The sequence below is a fragment of the Lentzea sp. NPDC054927 genome (genome assembly GCF_053610285.1).
Genome location: NZ_JBSGXZ010000011.1, coordinates 75,518 through 91,623, shown reverse-complemented (window position 1 = coordinate 91,623; position 16,106 = coordinate 75,518). Strand labels below are relative to the sequence as shown.

Here is a 16,106-nt window from a genome sequence, read left to right as displayed (position 1 = left end):
TCGTGATCCCGGGACATCGGGCACCCGGCGGCCCACACTGAGCGGCATGACGATCGGCCGCGTGCTCGCGTCCGGACTCGGTGCGCTGGTGGTGGCCGGGACCGGGGCGGCCGTCGTGGTCGTGTGGCGGCTGGGCTGGACCTGGCAGCAGGCGCTGGACGGGTTCGTCGTCACGAACTCCGCGATGGCGCTGACGTTCGCGATCTGCGGATCCGTGCTCGCCTGGCACCGGCCGCGCAACCCGATCGGCTGGCTGTTCCTGGCGGACGGTCTCGGGCACGCCACCACCGCGTTGTGCGGGACGAGCCGGGATCCGCTGCTCGCGACGATCGGGGCGTACGCGTGGCCGTGGTCGATCGGGCTGTTCCTGCCGCTGGCGCTGGTGCTCTTCCCGGACGGGCGGCTGCCGTCACGGCGCTGGCGGGCCGTGGTGGTCGCGATCGTGGTGACCGCGCCGTTGTTCGTGGTCGAGGTGGCGGCGGATCCGGCCGGCATCGGGTACCTGACGCTGCCGGGCCACGCGGATCTGGGGCCGCTGTGGATCGTGTCGGAGATGCGGACGCTGGCGGCGCTGCTGGCCGGTGTCGTCGCGTTGGCGGTCCGCTACCGGCGGGGTGAGGACCAGGTGCTGTGGTTGCTGCTCGCGGCGTCGGTGGCGGCGGCGTTCGTGGTGCCGTGGTCGTTCGTCGCGGGCACTCCGGTCTTCGTGTTGCTGGCCATCCCGTTGATCCCCGTCGCGGTGACCATCGCGATCGTGCGGCACCAGCTGCTCGACATCCGGCTCGTGGTGTCGAGGGTGCTGGCGTGGCTGCTGCTGTCCGCGGTGGTCCTGGTCGTCTACGGCCTGCTGGTCGCGGTGCTGGACCGGTTCGTGTCCGCTCAGTTCGGCCGCTCGGTCGTCGCCACCGTGGTGGTCGCGTTGCTGGTCGCGCCCGTGCTGCCCCGGTTGCAACGGCTGGTCGACCGCGCGCTTTACGGCGACCGCGGCGACCCGGCCCGCGTGGTCTCCCGCGTCGGCGAGCACCTGGCGGGCTCCGGGCTGGCCGGTGTCGTGTCGGCCGTACGGATCGCGTTGCGTGTGCCCCACGTTGCGCTGATGGCGTCTGACGTGTCGTTGGCCAGCGACGGCGCACGGCCGGAGAACGTCGTTGTCGTGCCGTTGGAGTACGACGGTGACGTGGTGGGTGAACTGCATGTGGGCGTGCGCACCGGTGAAAGCTCGCTCGGCGCTGCTGATCACAACGTCTTGAGCTTGGTGGCGGCTCCTCTGGCCGTGGCGGTGCACGCGACGTTGTTGTCGTCGCAGCTGCAGGCCTCACGGGAACGCCTTGTCACCGCTCGCGAGGAAGAACGCCGCCGTCTTCGCCGCGACCTGCACGACGGCCTGGGCCCCACGCTGACCGGCGTCGCACTGAGCGCCGACGCCGCCACGAACCTGCTGGCAGGCGATCCGGACCGCACCCGAGCCCTGCTCACGGGGGTGAGCGCGGACGTGCGTGCGGCGATCACCGACGTGCGCCGGCTCGTCGAGGACCTGCGGCCACCGGCTCTGGACGAACTCGGCCTGCTCGGCGCCCTCCGCCACCGCGCCGAACACCTGGTGCGCACGCCTCTCCAGCTGCGGCTGGACGTGCCCGACACGCTCGCGTCGTTGTCCGCCGCCGTCGAGGTCGCCGCCTACCGCATCGCGACCGAAGCGCTCACCAACGTGGTCCGGCACGCCCGCGCCACCGCGGTCGTGGTGCGGTTGAGGTGTGCGGAGGAACTCGAGGTCGAGGTCACCGACGACGGCCCGCCGAACGGGCCGTGGAGTCCGGGGGTGGGGATGCAGGCGATGCGGGAGCGGGCGGCCGAGCTGGGTGGCGGGTTCGAGGCGGGACCCACGGCCGCGGGGGGACGGGTGTGGGCCCGGTTGCCGGTGCAGGCGCCGTGACCGGCATCAGGGTCGTGATCGCCGACGATCACCCCATCGTCCGCGAGGGCATGAGCGCGTTGCTCGCCTCGCTGGAGGGGTTCGTCGTCGTGGGCGTGGCGGCGACCGGACGTGAGGCCGTCCGCGAGGTCGTCACGACGCGTCCCGACGTCGCGGTGCTCGACCTCCAGATGCCCGACCTCGACGGCATCGCCGCGACCAAGGAGATCGCCCGTGCGGCACCGGAGGTCGCGGTCCTGGTGCTCACGATGTTCTCCGACGACGACTCGGTGTTCGCGGCCATGCGCGCGGGTGCCCGCGGCTACCTGGTCAAGGGTGCCGAGCAGGACGAGATCGCGCGGGCCATCCGCGCGGTGGCAGCGGGCGAGGCCATCTTCGGACCCGCCGTCGCACGACGCGTGCTCGGGTTCCTGACCGGATCGTCCACACCAGACGTCCCGTTCCCCGAACTCACGGCCCGCGAACGGCAGATTCTCGACCTGCTCGCCGCCGGCATGCCCAACGGCGCCATCGCCGCGCGGCTCGGCGTCGCGGTGAAGACGGTGGCCAACAACGTGTCCGCCATCTTCACCAAGCTCCAGGTGGCCGACCGGGCCGCTGCGATCATCCGCGCTCGCGACGCCGGGCTAGGGCGTTAGCGTGGCCTTGGTGCCGTTCGGGGCGATCGCGAACCAGCGATCGTCCTTCCCGTGCCCGGCCGTGTCACCCGCCTGTTCGTCGTCGACGTACCGGTAGACCGGCCGTCCGGCGATGGTGACCTGCTCCAGGCCGTCCGGGCGCTTCACCGTGCCGAGCAACGCCTTGTCGAGGCCGGGAGCCTCGATGTTGCCGCCCGCGGCGAGCAGCGGCGGCCACACCAGGGTGCACTCGGCCTCGACGCAGGTCGGTTTCGGCGGGTTCGTGCTGTCCTGGGTGGTGAAGTAGAGCGTGTAGTGCTCGCGGTCGGCGACGACGGGGCCGACCGCGGGCGACTGCTCCACCTGCAGTTTCGCGATGTCTCCCGGCAGCACCGGGGTCGGGCCCGCGACGGGACCGGCCGCGGCGTCCAGTTCTTCGAGGCTGGCTGTCTCCTCGGGTTCCTCGGCGGGTGCGGAACACGCGCCGAGGACCAGGACGAGAGCGAAGGCGGCAAATCGGCTCACATCAGAGGACTACGGACAGCGACCCCGGTGCGGTTCAGCCGGAGTGGATCTCCACCTGCCTCACTTGAAGCGGTAGGAGCGCAGCACGGTCTGGGTGACCGAGTTGCCGGCCTGATCACGCGCGGTGGCTCGCACCGACACGAAACCGGGCGTGGCCGGGTGCGGGATCAGCGCGTGGCCGGCGATGATCGGCACGCGCCGCCACGTCTTGCCGTCGTCGAACGACACCTCCGTGGCCAGCTTGGTGATCCGCGCCCCCGCGGGCTTCTGCACCTCGACCTTCAGACAGTGCAACCTGCCCGCGCGAGCCTCCTGATCAGCGGAAGTCCGCACCACGAGCAGCGGCAACGGCCCGTCGGCCAGCTTGTCGGTGACGGTCCAGGTGGCGTCCGCGGAGGTGCCGAGGCTCGTCCACGGGAGCGTCCGGGTGGCCTGTGACCTGATCTCGTAGACACCGGCATCGGGAGCGGTGAACGAGCCCCAGCCGGGGTACGCCGACGAGCCGATCACCTTGCCGTCCCTGGACAGCGTGGTGCTCGCCTTCAGCGCGGCGTTCTGAGACTGCCGGTAGGTGTCCTTGCCGGCGGTGGAGAACAACGGGACGTAGACGTCCAACTTGCCCGCCTTGCGGTGCGCGCCCCAGCCCAGGTCGATCGGCCCCGTGGCGGGACTGACCGGGTTCTGGTTCCACCGCACGTCGTAGGTGCGCCGGTCGAACGTGCGCCGCAGCATCGTCTCGGTCTCGTACCGGTAGACCGGCTGGATCTCCTGCTGGTACAGGGTGTTGTTCCAGGTGAGCTCCTTCGAGGCCCAGAAGTGCTCGTTGCGCTGCAACGGCAACGGCGTGGTGCGCAACGGGGTCAGCCCGCCGGTCGAACCGGGGAACGCCGCGAACACACCGCGCAGCCCGACCGTGTTCGGCAGGTCGGCGCCGTAGGAAGCCCGGACGTGCGCGAAGTCCTTGCGCTGCGCGACGTACGTGAGGTTGTCCGGGATGCCGTACCTGTTCCACCAGATCGGCCGCCACAGGTCGGCACCGGCGACCAGCGCGGGGGAGAAGTGGAACGTGTAGACCCGGTCGGTGATCTTGCCGGTCGGTGTGGCGTAGAGCGGCGCGGTCGGGTCGGCGACGTAGGTGACGCCGGACCTGCCGACGCTGAGACCGAAGTCGTTGGACTCCGAGGTGGTCGTGACGCCCTGCACCGCGGACGTGACGGGGCTGGCGGTGCGGGCGTCGAGGGTGATCGCGGTGTCCTTGTCGAGCTTCAGCGCGGCCTTCGTGACGATCGACCGCGGACCGGAGACGTTGCCGACGTACGGGTCGGCCAGTGCGGCCTGGACGTCGTAGGTGCCGGGCGGCAGCCGATAGCTGAACTCGTTCTGGTTGAAGGCGTAGATCGACGCGGCACCGAGTCCGGTGGCGGTGTCGACGATGTTGCCGACGGACAGGTTCGGCACGTTGCCGGCGCGGCCCAGCGTGGTGATCTTGAGGCCGTACCGCTCGCCCTCGACCTGACCGCCGATCGCGGTGCTCACCGACGTGCCCTCGTTCGCCGCCACGACCCGGCCGGTGAACTCGCCCTCGGTTCCCGGTGTGAGCGTGACGGTGACGGATGCGGTGCCGTGCGCGGGAACCGTGAGCTTGGTTGTGTCCACTGTGTACGGTGCAGGGACGGTGACGCCGAGGTCGAGGGGCGCGTCGCCGTCGTTGCGGTAGGTCAGCTTCTTCGTGACCGGGCCGGTGTGCGGCCACTTCATCAGGCCGAACGACAGGCTCGCCGGTGACGTGGTGAGCTTCGTGGACGTCGCCTTGCCGACGTCGAGCCTGCCCGCGCCCTGGGCGTACACCGAGAGGTTCAGCGGCTTGCTCGCGGCCATCAACGCGGCCTTGAGCTGCTCGGCCCTCCACTCCGGGTGCTGCTGGGCCAGGATCGCCGCCGCGCCGGTCACGTGCGGTGTCGCCATCGAGGTACCGGAAGCGGTGGTGTAGTTGGCGTCCACGGGCGCGCCCATCGACGTGCCCGCCGCCCGTGCCGCGATGATCGACGAACCGGGTGCGGCGATGTCGGGCTTGATCGCGCCGTCACCCACGCGCGGTCCACGGCTGGAGAACGAGCTGAGCGCGTCCGCCTTGGTGACGCTGCCGACGGTCAGCGCGGCGTCCGCGGAACCGGGGCTCGCGACGGTGCCGGCCGCGCCCGAGTTGCCCGCGGCGATGACGAACAGGGTGCCGGTCTGCGCGGTGAGGTTGTTGACCGCCAAGGACATCGGGTCCGTGCCGTCGGTCGGGGATCCGCCGAGGCTGAGGTTCACGACCCGCGCGCCGTTGCTCGCGGCCCACTCCATGCCCTCGATGATCGCCGAGGTCGGGCAGCTGCCGTTCTGGTCGCAGACCTTGCCGATCAGCAGCTTCGCGTCCGGCGCGACGCCCTTGTACCTACCGCCGCTCGCCGCGCCCGACCCGGCGATGATGCCCGCGGTGTGCGTGCCGTGGCCGTGCTGGTCGAGGCTGGCGCCGCCACCGGTCAGGAAGTCCTTGTGCCCTGCGATCCTGCCCTGCAGATCAGGATGCGCCGGGTCGTGGCCGGAGTCGAGGTCGGCGACCGTGACGCCCTGGCCGGTCCACCCGGCCTGCCACGCGGTGGGTGCGCCGATCTGCGCGTTGCTCTCGTCGTCGATGAGCCGGGCAGTGGCGTCGAGCCAGATCTTCTTCACCGAGCTGGTGGACATGATCTCCGAGGAGGCCGTGACCGCGGTGGCGTTGATGCTGCTCAGGTAGCGGCCGCCGAGCACCGCCGGTCCGTCGTGGCTGACGATCAACGGCAACGGCCTGCCGGCGAAGCCCTCCCTGGCCAGTTCGGTGACGTTGAACAGCCGCTTGTCGACCCGGCCGGACGCCACGTCGTCCACGGCGTCGGCCGGGAGGACGACCGCGTCACCGTTGTCGGTGAGCCGGACGAACTCGACCTTCTCGCGCCCGTCGGCGGCCTTGACCTCGACGTCGTTGCCGCGCACGAACACCTGATCGCCGGTGATCAGCGTGACGACGTCGGGTTGGTGTGCCGCGGGTGCGGGAGTGCTGTGGGCGTGGGCCGGTACCGGCAGGGAGAGAAGGGCGACCGCCGAGAACGCGGCGACGAATCTGCGCATGGTTGTCCGTTCGCTGGCAGGGCGTGGCGGCGGACGACCTGACGCTAGCGATCTACGAAGACCGTGTCACCAGGCGAAAATGAGCCTCAGGAAGTGGAGGACGAGGAAGAACCCGGGCACCAGCAGCAGCACCTTGCCGTACACCGCGAGCATGTGGCTGTTGGTCCGCACGGCCATCGCTCGCTTGCCCGCACCGATCTTCTGCAGCGCTTCCTGCATCGCGCGGGCCACGTAGAACATGGCCGAGCCGTACCGCTTCTTCTCGCCGGGGAAGGGCCCCACCGGTTGCACGTGCGGGGTCCAGTCCTGGTCGAAGACGACCACCGCGGACGTCCACTTGCCCGGCAGCGGGTAGGCCTTCTCGACCTGGGCGGGGATCGGCAGGTGCGCGTCCAGCCGTTCGGTGAGGTCCGGGCGGTCGCCGGGAATCAGCAGCACGAGCTTGCCCGGCGGCTGGGTGGCGCGGGCCTGGTCGACCTCCCACCACACCCCCTCACCGGCGCCGAGCCGCAGCACGATCAGCTGGGACAGCTCCATCAGCCGCAGGACACCGGCCTGCCAGTCCTCGACGGGCAGGTAGAACCGCGCCGCGCCGAGGTGGGGCACCTGCTCGCCCGGCCGGCCCACCGCGACGACGGGACCGAACGCCCCGAGCGCGCCGATGAGGTGTTCCTCCCGCGAGTGGATGCTCAGCATCCCGGCCGACAGCGCGCCGGGCAGTGCGTCGATGACCGCCGCGTCCGGGTCGTCGTCGAAGCCGCGCAGGTACAGCACGGGTTCGCGCCAGTCGGCCCGCAGCGCCTGTGCCGCGCCCCGCACGGCCCTGGGCCGCGAGTACTTCAGCACGAAGTACGCCACCGGCAACGCCACCACTCCGCCCGCGAGGAAGAACCCTCTTGCGGCCCAAGGAAGTTCGTTGACCCTGGTTGCCGCGACCACCGCGATGAAGCCGCTCACCAGCAGCGTGTAGCCGATGCCGCTGACCACCAGGAAGACCGGGCGCCGCCACCACGGTCGCGGCGGGACGAACGTCAGGACCAGCTCGACGGCCTCGGCGTTGGCCGCACGTCGCCGATGTCGCAGGAAGAGTGCGCCCGCTGCGAGGATCGCGCCGACGACCAGCCACGGCAGCGCGCGGTCCCAGGCCTCGGCGGCCTTGACGTCGAGCTCCCGCTGGTCCTCGACGAGCTCCTCCGGCACGTCTTCGGCGAAGAGGTGGGCGGTGTCCATCTCGCCGTCCTCCGCGGCGCTGGCGGCGAGGGAGATCGAGGCGTTCGAGCTGCTGCCCGCGGAGGTGTTCCGGTCGAACCAGCGGGCGACCTCGCGGATCTCGGAGGAGGACCGGTGGTCGAGCGCGGTGAGGAACGTGGCGTACTGGGCGGGCGCGTCGTGGAAGGCGTTGCGCGCCCTCAGTTCCTGGCCGGCGGTGATGACCAGGATCAACGCCACGTAACCGACGACGACGGCTGCCGCCGTGACGAGTCTGCTCACCGTTCGCACGCCGTCATCTGATCACGGCGGTGAGGCCGGTCGTGGCGCTTCGCGGCCGGATCGCCCGAACCGCCGCAGGACGGGACCCGGCCGGTTGGTAGTAGGGAAGTGCCTGTTGATGTTGAGTTGGTGGTACTTGCAGACGCCGTCAACGCAGGCCCGGTGAGCTACGGCCGGGTGATCGCCGCCAGCATCAGGTCGCGGATCTCCGCGGCGATCTCGTCCACCGCGAGCGGCGGCTGGTGCGCCTGCCACTCCCGCAACAACCCCGTGATCGCCCCCACCAACGCGATCGCGGTCAGCCGGTACGACCGTTGCGGCGCCACGCCGGCGGCCGCCGCGCGCAGAGCCTCGGACTCGATGAACTCCGCCCACGTGTTCACCCAGCGCACGTGCTGCTGCTCGATCTCCGCGTTCACCCCGACCGCTTCGACGTAGTTGAGGCGCGGCGCACGCGGATCGGCCGTCACGCTGCGCACGAACACGTCCAGCAGCGTCGTGATGCGGACGGCCACGTCGGCGGTCCCGAGCTGGGCGAGCGTGGTGCGGACCTCGGTGAACGCCGTGGCGTTGATCAGGTCGTGCAGCTCGCGCAGCAGCTCTTCCTTCGAGGGGAACTCCTCGTAGAAGTTGCGCGTGGAGACACCGGCCTCGGTGCACAGCTCGGAGATCCTGGTGGCCGCGAAACCCGTGCTGGTGAACAGCTGCAGGCCTGCCTGCAGCAGCTTCGCCCGGCGCTGCGCCTTGCGCTGCTCGGGTGAGATGCCGCCGTAGGCACGTGCCACCGGGGTGCTCCAATCTGGTAACTCGGGTTGTCAGATTACGTCGGCGCAACCTCGCGCGCACCCCAGGCGTCTAGACCTTTGCACGGGGGTCAGCTGCCGGTCGCGCTCTTCTCCAGGGCGGGGCAGCCGCTCGTGGAGTAGCGGGCGTTGTACTCGAAATGCCACTGCTCGTTTTCGTAACGGCGACACCAGCCGAGGGTGTTGCCGTTTTTCTCGACCCATTGTGCCGATTCGATCGGCTGGATGTCGACGGCCAATCCGATCACGTGCATCGAGCGGTCAGGCGGGTTCAGCACATAACGCGACGCGAGTTCTTCGGTGCCGAACTTCTTCACGGCCTCGTCGAACTCCTTCCGCTGTTGCTGGCGGCTGCGCTTGCCGTCGTTCAGGCACAGTTGAACGCCCTGCTCAGAGGCCTTGGCACGTAACTTCTGCCACGCCTGCAACACGTCCGGGCGCAGGCCGTCCGGAGCCTCGTCGAGGTAGCGGGCGTCGATGGCGCACTTCGGTCCGTCCGGCGGTCCCGGCACTTCCTCGAGAATCGCGAGCGGCTTTCCCGGATGACGGTCGAACACGAGCGTCAATCTGCCCAGGTAACCCAGCGCCCCGCCGGCGGAAACCACGAGTGTGACGATCAGGAGCACGCCGAACACGACGCGTCTGGAGGTCTTGGACATGAATCGGATAATACGTCGTTGCGCAACTGCTTCTGTCAGCAACCCGTAACAGTCCGTCGGCAGCTGTGTCCCCGCACACGTGGCGCGGAACACATCCATTCGGCCCAATCATGCTTTCGGCGCAGCGCCACAAATGTGATCGGTGAACGGGCGCTGGCCCCTTTTGCATCGGCGAAACGTGATGGCAACATCTGTGGCGGCCGAGAACCGGCCCGTTTTTGTGAGGTCTCAGGAGGACCGCTTTCATGTCCGGCCGCATTCTTGCGTTCGTTGCTCTGTTCGCTTCACTTTTCGCCTTCGCCGGCACCGCACAGGCCGCCCCGGCCGCTCGGGACACTGCGCTGGTGCTGACCGTCCAGTACTCGGATGTCGAGGACAACGCCTTCAAGGCAACGGTCCTGACCTGCGAACGAGGTGACAGCCACCCGCGCAGGGCCCTCGCCTGCGCGACGCTGGCCTCCGCCGGTGCCGACCTGCGGTCGATGCAGTCCGACGACCGCGCCTGCACGTTCATCTATGCGCCGGTGAAGGTGACCATGTTCGGCTTCTGGCGAGGCGAGCCCGTGTCACAGGTTCAGACCTACCCGAACTCGTGCGTCATGCTGGCGCACACCGGTGCCGTGTTCGATTTCTAGGCACCGGCTATTAATGTGGAGCGGGGCGCGGCAGGGGCGCTCCGCTCCACATTTTCTTGTCCCGAAATGGGTGTTGCGCCGAATGGCGGCCCGGCTGAGCCGTGTGCGAGGGTGTGATCATGGCCGCCACCTCCCGCTTCCCCCTGCTCTCCTGGACGACCATCGCCCCCGCGCTCGGCGTGTTGCTGCTCGTGCTCGCCTGGGGGCGTGAACTCGCCCCGGTGCTGGTCGCGCTGGTCGCCGTCGTGCTCGCCGCGACCGTTCTCGCCGCGGTGCACCACGCCGAGGTCGTGGCGCTGCGAGTGGGGGAGCCGTTCGGATCGCTGGTCCTCGCGGTCGCGGTGACGATCATCGAGGTGGCCCTGATCGTCACGCTGATGGTGTCCGGCGGACCCGAGGCGTCGTCACTCGCGCGCGACACGGTGTTCGCCGCGGTCATGATCACGACGAACGGCATCGTCGGCATCGCGTTGCTGCTCGGCGCCCTCAAGCACGGCACGACGCTCTTCAACGCGGAGGGCAGCGGCGGCGCCCTCGCGACGGTGATCACGCTCGCGACCCTCACCCTGGTGCTGCCGACGTTCACCACGACCACGCCCGGCCCCGAGTTCTCCGGCCCGCAGCTCGCGTTCGCCGCGCTCGCTTCCCTGGCCCTCTACGGGATGTTCGTCTTCACCCAGACCGTCCGGCACCGCGACTTCTTCCTGCCCGTCGACGAGGACGGCGTGATCGAGAACGACGAGCACGCCGAGGCGCCGTCCGGGAAGGCCACCGCGGCATCGCTCGGCCTGCTGCTCGTCGCGCTGATCGCCGTGGTCGGCCTCGCGAAGATCGAGTCGCCCGCGATCGAGGCGGGCGTGCGCGCCGCCGGCTTCCCGCAGTCGTTCGTCGGCGTCGTGATCGCCCTGCTGGTGCTGCTGCCCGAGACCATCGCCGCCGCGCGCGCCGCGTTGCGCGACCGCATCCAGACCAGCCTCAACCTCGGCTACGGCTCGGCGATCGCGAGCATCGGCCTGACGATCCCGGCCATCGCGCTGGCGACCGTCTGGCTCGACGGCCCGCTGCTGCTCGGCCTCGGATCGACGCAGATGATCCTGCTGCTGCTCACGGTTCTAGTCAGCGTCCTGACCGTGGTGCCGGGTCGCGCGACTCGGCTTCAGGGCGGCGTTCACTTGGTGCTGTTGGCGGCGTTCCTGTTCTTGGCTGTGAACCCGTAGCACCGGAATCATGACCGGTCCGCAGATCCGTTGTGTGCCGGTTTGTCCGACTCCTACGTTCGTGGAATGTTGCGTCGCAGGGCACTTCTGCAAACGGCCGCCTTGGGTGCTGTCTCAGCGTGGTTGGGAAAGTCCACAATGGACGTCCAGTTGATCAGGCCTGGCGACGCGGCCTATCGCGACGCCAAGCTCGGCTACTTCACGCAGTACGACGGGCAACGGCCGAGCGCGATCGCCCGCGTGGCTTCGCCCTCGGATGTCCAGCGGTGTATCGAGATCGCGCGTCAGGACCGGTCGCGGATCACCGCGAGGTGCGGCGGCCACAGCTATCCCGGTTACTCCACGGCGGACGGTGCCCTGGTCGTCGACGTGCGCGGTCTCAACCGGATCGACGTCCGGCCCGACGGCACGGTCGAGGTCGGCGCGGGCGTTCTGTTGATGGATCTGTACGTGGCGCTGGCGAACGCGGGCCGCATGATGCCGGCGGGCACGTGCGCGACGGTCGGGATCTCCGGGCTGACGCTGGGCGGCGGCATCGGCGTGACCGCCCGCCAGTTCGGACTCACCTGCGACCGGCTGGTGAGCGCGCGGATCGTGACGCCGGACGGCGTGCATCGCACGGTCTCCGCATCCGAGCACGCGGACCTGTTCTGGGCACTGCGCGGCGGTGGTGGCGGCAACTTCGGCATCGTCACGTCGTTCGTGTTCCGCACCGAACCCGCGCGGAACCTCACGACCCTCAGCCTCGTGTTCCCGTCCGCGTCGCTGGCCTCGTTGCTCAGCGTGTGGCCGGACTGGCAGGGCAATGCGCCGGACGCCATGACCACGACGGTCGGTGTCGGCAACGGCCAGAACCCGTACGTCGAGGTCTCCGGCTGCTTCGTCGGCACACCCGCTGCCGCGAAACCGCTGCTGGACGACCTGGTCCGGCGCGTCGGTTCGCCACCGACGTCGCGCCGCGAACAGGAACAGGGCTTCCTCGCCGCGATGGAACGGTTCGCGTGGTGCAAGAGCGCCGACGGCTCGTGCCGCCCGAGCTGGAACGGCGGCGGCGGAACACAGGGGCGCGGCAGCTACGTGGCGACGTCCCGGATGCTGACCCGCCCGATCACCGACCCGCAGCGGCTCGCGGAGATCTTCAAGAGCACCCCGAACTCGTACAACATGATCGACGCGCTGGGTGGGGCGGTGGGCCGAGGCCCGGCTTCCGCGTTCCCGCACCGGTCTGCGCTCGCGAGCATCCAGGTCGAGCTCACGCTGCAGGCCGGGGAGGCCAACGCGCGGCGGGCCATGGGGGTGGCGCGGGACGAGCTGGCCAAGATGTTCGGCGCCACCGGGTACGTCAACTACCTCGACCCGCAGATGCCGGACTGGGCGCGCACTTACTACGGCTTGTCGCTCACCCGGCTGCAGGAGGTCGCGCGCAAGTACGACCCCGATCGGGTCTTCGCGTTCCCCCAGGGCCTGGTGTGAATCCATAAAGCCATTCCGGGTATTGCCACGTTACGACGTTCGGCCCTACATTGCGGTAACGCCGGTTACCACAAAGGGGTCCAACGATGCAGCTCCGTGCCGTGCTCGCCGCCGTTCTGCTCTTGTTCGCGCTGGTCACACCCGCTGCCGCGGTCGCGCCGGGTGAACTGGTCAGCAGCCGGGAGGTGGCGTGGCATCCGGAGCCGTTGAGGTTGCTGCCCGCCCCGGTCAAGGCCTACGACATCCGCTACCGCTCCACGTCCGCGACGGGCGTGGGCAACGTCGTGTCCGGCATGGTGCTCGTGTCGCCGCTGCCGTGGAACAACGGTCCGCGCCCGATCGTGGCGTACGCGATGGGCACGCAGGGGATGGGCGACCAGTGCGCGCCGTCGCAGCAGTTGCAGGCCGGCACCGAGGTGGAGATCGCGTTCCTCGCGCAGGCGATGTTCAACGGCTGGGCGGTCGCGGTGACCGACTACGAAGGCCTTGGCACGCCTGGGGATCACACCTACGCGGTGGCCCGGTCGGAGGGTCGCGCGCTGCTGGACGTGGCACGCGCCGCGAGCGGTATCCCCGGCCTGTCCGCTGACGCACCGATCGGCGTTTTCGGCTACTCCCAAGGTGGTCAGGCCGCGTCGGCCGCCGCCGAGCAGTGGAAGTCCTACGCGCCTTCGCTGAACGTCGTCGGTGTCGCCGCGGGTGGCGTGCCCGCCGACCTGAACGCGGTGGCGAAGTTCAACGACGGCAACGCCGGTTCGGGACTGGTGTTCGCGGCGGCCGCGGGATACGCCGCGGCCTATCCCGAACTGCCGTTGTCGGCGGTGCTCAACGCCCGCGGCCAGCAGGTCATCGATCAGATCCGCAACGCGTGCGTCGCCGAGATCGCTTTGGTGGCACCGTTCACGCGGCTGAACTCGCTGACCACGACCCCGGACGTCATCCAGGACCCGTTGTGGCAGAAGCGGTTGAAGGAGAACACTCTCGGCGCGGTGAAGCCCGCGGCGCCGGTGTACCTCTACCACGGCACGCTCGACGAGCTCATTCCGTTCGCCGTCGGCCAGAAGCTGCGCTCGCAGTGGTGCTCGCTCGGCGCCGACGTGCAGTGGACGCCGCTGCCGCTGCTCGGGCATGTCGCCGCCGTCAGCGCGTGGGGCTCGAACGCGTTGAACTGGCTCGGCGACCGCTTCGCCGGCAAGGTCACGCGGCCCAACTGCTGATCATCGCGGCGGCGAGAGCCGGGAACCAGGCCACTGGCGCGAGGAAGCCGTGCGCCAGCAGGAGCGGCTTCTTCCAGGCGGCCTTCGTCGCCTGGAAGTAGGCGATTCCCGGTGCGTCGGGATTGCGCTTCCGCCAGCCCTTCACCATCAGCGTGTCGCCGAAGGTGTTGTGCAGGGTGAGCACGGCGAACCCGATCCACGCCAGCAGTGCCGAGCCCGCTGTCATGAAGGCGACCCAGAAGCCGAGCCCGACGAACGCGGTGGTGAGGTGGTAGTAGGCGAGGGGTGGCACGTGTCTTCGCGCTCGGAGCAGGCGGGCCAGGATCACCAGTCCGACCCCGATGTTGAGCACCCAGCCGACCAGGGCGATTGTCGCTGTCATGGGCCGACGGTACTACGATCGTAGTGCCTAGTCACTACGTTTATAGTGTCCCGGTGACCTCCAACAGGGAACGCGCCCTCGCCGCCGCCGTCGAGCTGCTCGGCACCGAAGGCCTGCGGGGCCTGACGCACGCTCGCGTGGACGACCGCGCCGACCTGCCGAAGGGGTCGACGTCCAACTACTTCCGCAGCCGCGCCGCACTGCTGGACGGCGTCGTGGACTGGATGGTGCGCAAGGAGACGCCGGAGGTCGTGGCCACGCTCAAGCCGTCGTCGGCGGAAGACCTGGTCGACGAACTGTGCCGGCTCTACGACTTCATGACCGGTCCGAACGTCGTCACGACCACGGCGCGCATGGTGCTGTGGATGGAGGCGGCGACCAATCCTCAGGTGCGTCAGGCGTTGCTGCGCGGGCGGGCCGCCATGTCGGGGATGTTGATCCCGGCCCTCGCCGGCCTCGGCGCGCGTGACCCGCTGGCCGCCTCCGACACGCTGGGTGCGTGCGTTCAGGGCTTGTTCCTGCAGCAGTTCGCCAGGGGTGAGGCGATCGATCCGCGCCCGCTGGTGGAGATCATCGTGCGAGGTGCTCTGGCGTGAACCGCTTCCGGAACGTGAACCCGTGCGGCGTCGGTCCGTCCCGTCTGATCAGGTCGAGCTTCGCGAGGCCCTCCTCGGTCGTGGGCTGGTGTCCGGCGGGCACCCACCACATCACGTCCCACGCGCTGTCCGGCTCGAACCACTGAGCGCTGCGCTTCACCGCTTCCAGGTGAATGCCGCCGAACGTGAACTGCCACAACGTCTCGATGGACTCCCACACGCTGAGGTTGAACGCCTCCAGCATCGGATCGCGCCCGAGCCGCTGCAGATCGGCCATCATCCGGTCCGAGGTCGGCCGCCACACGAAGCCGGGGGACTGCTGCGCCAGGTCGTTGATCGCCTCGACCCGGCTGGTGAACCCGCGCATCCGCCAGTGGTCGAACGCCCACCGCCCGGTCGAGATGTTGGCCTGTGCCAGGTGGAAGTCCCCCATGCCCCTACTCTGACATGATCAGTGCATGAGGTGTGTGGTGCTGGACGACTACCAGGGCGCTGCGCTCGCCAACGCGGACTGGTCGGGCCTCGACGTGACCGTGCTGCGCGAGCACCTGGACGACCCGGCTGAGGTTCTGGCCGAGGCCGAGTGCGTCGTGATCATGCGCGAGCGGACCCCGTTCACCGCCTCGTTGTTCGCCCGCCTGCCTCGGTTGAAGCTGCTGATCACCAGCGGCATGCGCAACGCGGCGATCGACCTGGACGCCGCTCGCGCCCACGGCGTGACCGTCTGCGGCACCGGCAGCGCGAAGACCCCGCCGGCCGAGCTGACCTGGGCGTTGATCCTGGGCCTTGCCCGCCACGTGGCCGTCGAGAACGCGGCGTTCCACTTCGGCGGCCCGTGGCAGAGCACGGTCGGCACCGATCTCGCCGGGTCGACGCTCGGGCTGGTCGGCTTCGGCCACATCGGCAGGGCGGTCGGCCGCGTCGGCAAGGCGTTCGGCATGGACGTCGTGGCGTGGAGCCCCAACCTGACCGCGGACCGCGTGGACGCCGAGGGAGTGCGGCTCGCCTCTGGGCTGCACGACCTGTTGGGGCAGAGCGACTTCGCGTCCATCCACCTCGTGCTCGGAGACCGCTCACGGGGCCTGGTCGACGCGGCGGCGCTGGCCTGCCTTCGATCGACCGCGTTCCTGGTCAACACGTCCCGTGCCGCCATCGTGGACGGTGCCGCTCTGCTGGACGTGTTGCGCGACAACAGGATCGCCGGCGCGGGCCTGGACGTCTTCGAGACCGAACCGCTGCCGCTCGGCGACGAGCTCAGGGCGTTGCCGAACGTCCTCGCCACCCCGCACCTCGGCTACGTCACGCGGGCCAACTACCGGACCTACTTCCGGGAGGCCGTTGAGGACGTCCACGCGTTCCTCCGGGGCACGCCGATTCGGGAGCTGACCCACTCCCGGTAGGTGTCTGG

At 69.7% G+C, this 16,106-nt stretch carries 15 protein-coding genes; 8 read left to right on the top strand and 7 right to left on the bottom strand.

What is annotated here, in order from left to right; genetic code table 11:
* Positions 1-46: 46 nt before the first annotated feature.
* Together ACWGE0_RS18735 and ACWGE0_RS18730 are read left to right on the top strand one after the other, a co-directional pair.
* Positions 47-1,933 carry a sensor histidine kinase gene (locus tag ACWGE0_RS18735; protein WP_452262143.1) on the top strand — a complete coding sequence of 629 codons (1,887 nt, stop codon included), beginning with the start codon at positions 47-49 and terminating at the stop codon, positions 1,931-1,933.
* On the top strand, positions 1,930-2,571 hold the full coding sequence (locus tag ACWGE0_RS18730; protein WP_452262142.1) for a response regulator transcription factor: 642 nt from the start codon (positions 1,930-1,932) through the stop codon (positions 2,569-2,571). Before ACWGE0_RS18735 ends, ACWGE0_RS18730 begins: the two co-directional genes overlap by 4 nt.
* On the opposite strand, the gene ACWGE0_RS18725 is transcribed toward ACWGE0_RS18730, so the two are convergent.
* From ACWGE0_RS18725 to ACWGE0_RS18705, 5 genes are all read right to left on the bottom strand, one after another.
* Positions 2,560-3,075: a COG4315 family predicted lipoprotein gene (locus ACWGE0_RS18725; RefSeq protein WP_452262141.1), complete on the bottom strand. Its 516-nt coding sequence runs from the start codon at positions 3,073-3,075 to the stop codon at positions 2,560-2,562. The genes ACWGE0_RS18730 and ACWGE0_RS18725 overlap by 12 nt on opposite strands.
* A 60-nt stretch (positions 3,076-3,135) precedes the next feature.
* The gene (locus tag ACWGE0_RS18720; RefSeq protein WP_452262140.1) at positions 3,136-6,225 is read right to left on the bottom strand and encodes a S8 family serine peptidase; all 3,090 of its coding nucleotides are present in this window, start codon (positions 6,223-6,225) and stop codon (positions 3,136-3,138) included.
* 66 nt (positions 6,226-6,291) lie between these two features.
* Complete coding sequence (locus tag ACWGE0_RS18715; RefSeq protein ID WP_452262139.1) at positions 6,292-7,716, bottom strand: hypothetical protein; 1,425 nt, start codon at positions 7,714-7,716, stop codon at positions 6,292-6,294.
* Between the two features lie 167 nt (positions 7,717-7,883).
* The gene (locus ACWGE0_RS18710; protein WP_452262138.1) at positions 7,884-8,501 is read right to left on the bottom strand and encodes a TetR/AcrR family transcriptional regulator; all 618 of its coding nucleotides are present in this window, start codon (positions 8,499-8,501) and stop codon (positions 7,884-7,886) included.
* 89 nt (positions 8,502-8,590) lie between these two features.
* Positions 8,591-9,178, bottom strand: coding sequence for a D-alanyl-D-alanine carboxypeptidase family protein (locus ACWGE0_RS18705; protein ID WP_452262137.1), 588 nt, complete (start codon positions 9,176-9,178; stop codon positions 8,591-8,593).
* Between the two features lie 245 nt (positions 9,179-9,423).
* On the opposite strand from ACWGE0_RS18705, the gene ACWGE0_RS18700 reads away from it, so the two are divergent.
* The 4 genes from ACWGE0_RS18700 (at position 9,424) to ACWGE0_RS18685 (ending at position 13,720) form a co-directional block, all read left to right on the top strand.
* Entirely contained in the window at positions 9,424-9,813 is a 390-nt protein-coding gene (locus ACWGE0_RS18700) for an SSI family serine proteinase inhibitor (RefSeq protein ID WP_452262136.1), read from the top strand.
* Between the two features lie 119 nt (positions 9,814-9,932).
* The gene (locus ACWGE0_RS18695; RefSeq protein ID WP_452262135.1) at positions 9,933-11,030 is read left to right on the top strand and encodes a calcium:proton antiporter; all 1,098 of its coding nucleotides are present in this window, start codon (positions 9,933-9,935) and stop codon (positions 11,028-11,030) included.
* Positions 11,031-11,168: 138 nt separating this feature from the next.
* On the top strand, positions 11,169-12,503 hold the full coding sequence (locus ACWGE0_RS18690; RefSeq protein WP_452262134.1) for an FAD-binding oxidoreductase: 1,335 nt from the start codon (positions 11,169-11,171) through the stop codon (positions 12,501-12,503).
* Positions 12,504-12,589: 86 nt separating this feature from the next.
* Positions 12,590-13,720, top strand: coding sequence for a lipase family protein (locus ACWGE0_RS18685; protein ID WP_452262133.1), 1,131 nt, complete (start codon positions 12,590-12,592; stop codon positions 13,718-13,720).
* Here ACWGE0_RS18685 and ACWGE0_RS18680 read toward each other — a convergent pair.
* A complete protein-coding gene (locus ACWGE0_RS18680) occupies positions 13,701-14,102 on the bottom strand; it encodes a hypothetical protein (protein ID WP_452262132.1) in 402 nt (133 codons plus the stop codon). The two genes, ACWGE0_RS18685 and ACWGE0_RS18680, sit on opposite strands and share 20 nt — an antisense overlap.
* Positions 14,103-14,155: 53 nt before the next feature.
* Between ACWGE0_RS18680 and ACWGE0_RS18675 the strand changes: the two genes are divergently transcribed.
* Complete coding sequence (locus ACWGE0_RS18675; RefSeq protein ID WP_452262131.1) at positions 14,156-14,698, top strand: TetR/AcrR family transcriptional regulator; 543 nt, start codon at positions 14,156-14,158, stop codon at positions 14,696-14,698.
* On the opposite strand, the gene ACWGE0_RS18670 is transcribed toward ACWGE0_RS18675, so the two are convergent.
* Positions 14,673-15,131: a DUF3291 domain-containing protein gene (locus tag ACWGE0_RS18670; protein ID WP_452262130.1), complete on the bottom strand. Its 459-nt coding sequence runs from the start codon at positions 15,129-15,131 to the stop codon at positions 14,673-14,675. The two genes, ACWGE0_RS18675 and ACWGE0_RS18670, sit on opposite strands and share 26 nt — an antisense overlap.
* 25 nt (positions 15,132-15,156) lie before the next feature.
* Here ACWGE0_RS18670 and ACWGE0_RS18665 point away from each other — a divergent pair, with 25 nt between their 5' ends.
* The gene (locus tag ACWGE0_RS18665) at positions 15,157-16,098 is read left to right on the top strand and encodes a D-2-hydroxyacid dehydrogenase family protein (RefSeq protein WP_452262129.1); all 942 of its coding nucleotides are present in this window, start codon (positions 15,157-15,159) and stop codon (positions 16,096-16,098) included.
* Positions 16,099-16,106: the final 8 nt, after the last annotated feature.

What these genes read in the sequence shown, in the direction of transcription:
- ACWGE0_RS18735 (WP_452262143.1), top strand. Translation starts at nt 47, where the DNA reads ATGACGATCGGCCGCGTGCTCGCGTCCGGACTCGGTGCGCTGGTGGTG.
- ACWGE0_RS18720 (WP_452262140.1), bottom strand. Translation starts at nt 6,225, where the DNA reads ATGCGCAGATTCGTCGCCGCGTTCTCGGCGGTCGCCCTTCTCTCCCTG.
- ACWGE0_RS18705 (WP_452262137.1), bottom strand. Translation starts at nt 9,178, where the DNA reads ATGTCCAAGACCTCCAGACGCGTCGTGTTCGGCGTGCTCCTGATCGTC.
- ACWGE0_RS18700 (WP_452262136.1), top strand. Translation starts at nt 9,424, where the DNA reads ATGTCCGGCCGCATTCTTGCGTTCGTTGCTCTGTTCGCTTCACTTTTC.
- ACWGE0_RS18695 (WP_452262135.1), top strand. Translation starts at nt 9,933, where the DNA reads ATGGCCGCCACCTCCCGCTTCCCCCTGCTCTCCTGGACGACCATCGCC.
- ACWGE0_RS18690 (WP_452262134.1), top strand. Translation starts at nt 11,169, where the DNA reads ATGGACGTCCAGTTGATCAGGCCTGGCGACGCGGCCTATCGCGACGCC.
- ACWGE0_RS18685 (WP_452262133.1), top strand. Translation starts at nt 12,590, where the DNA reads ATGCAGCTCCGTGCCGTGCTCGCCGCCGTTCTGCTCTTGTTCGCGCTG.
- ACWGE0_RS18680 (WP_452262132.1), bottom strand. Translation starts at nt 14,102, where the DNA reads ATGACAGCGACAATCGCCCTGGTCGGCTGGGTGCTCAACATCGGGGTC.
- ACWGE0_RS18670 (WP_452262130.1), bottom strand. Translation starts at nt 15,131, where the DNA reads ATGGGGGACTTCCACCTGGCACAGGCCAACATCTCGACCGGGCGGTGG.
- ACWGE0_RS18665 (WP_452262129.1), top strand. Translation starts at nt 15,157, where the DNA reads ATGAGGTGTGTGGTGCTGGACGACTACCAGGGCGCTGCGCTCGCCAAC.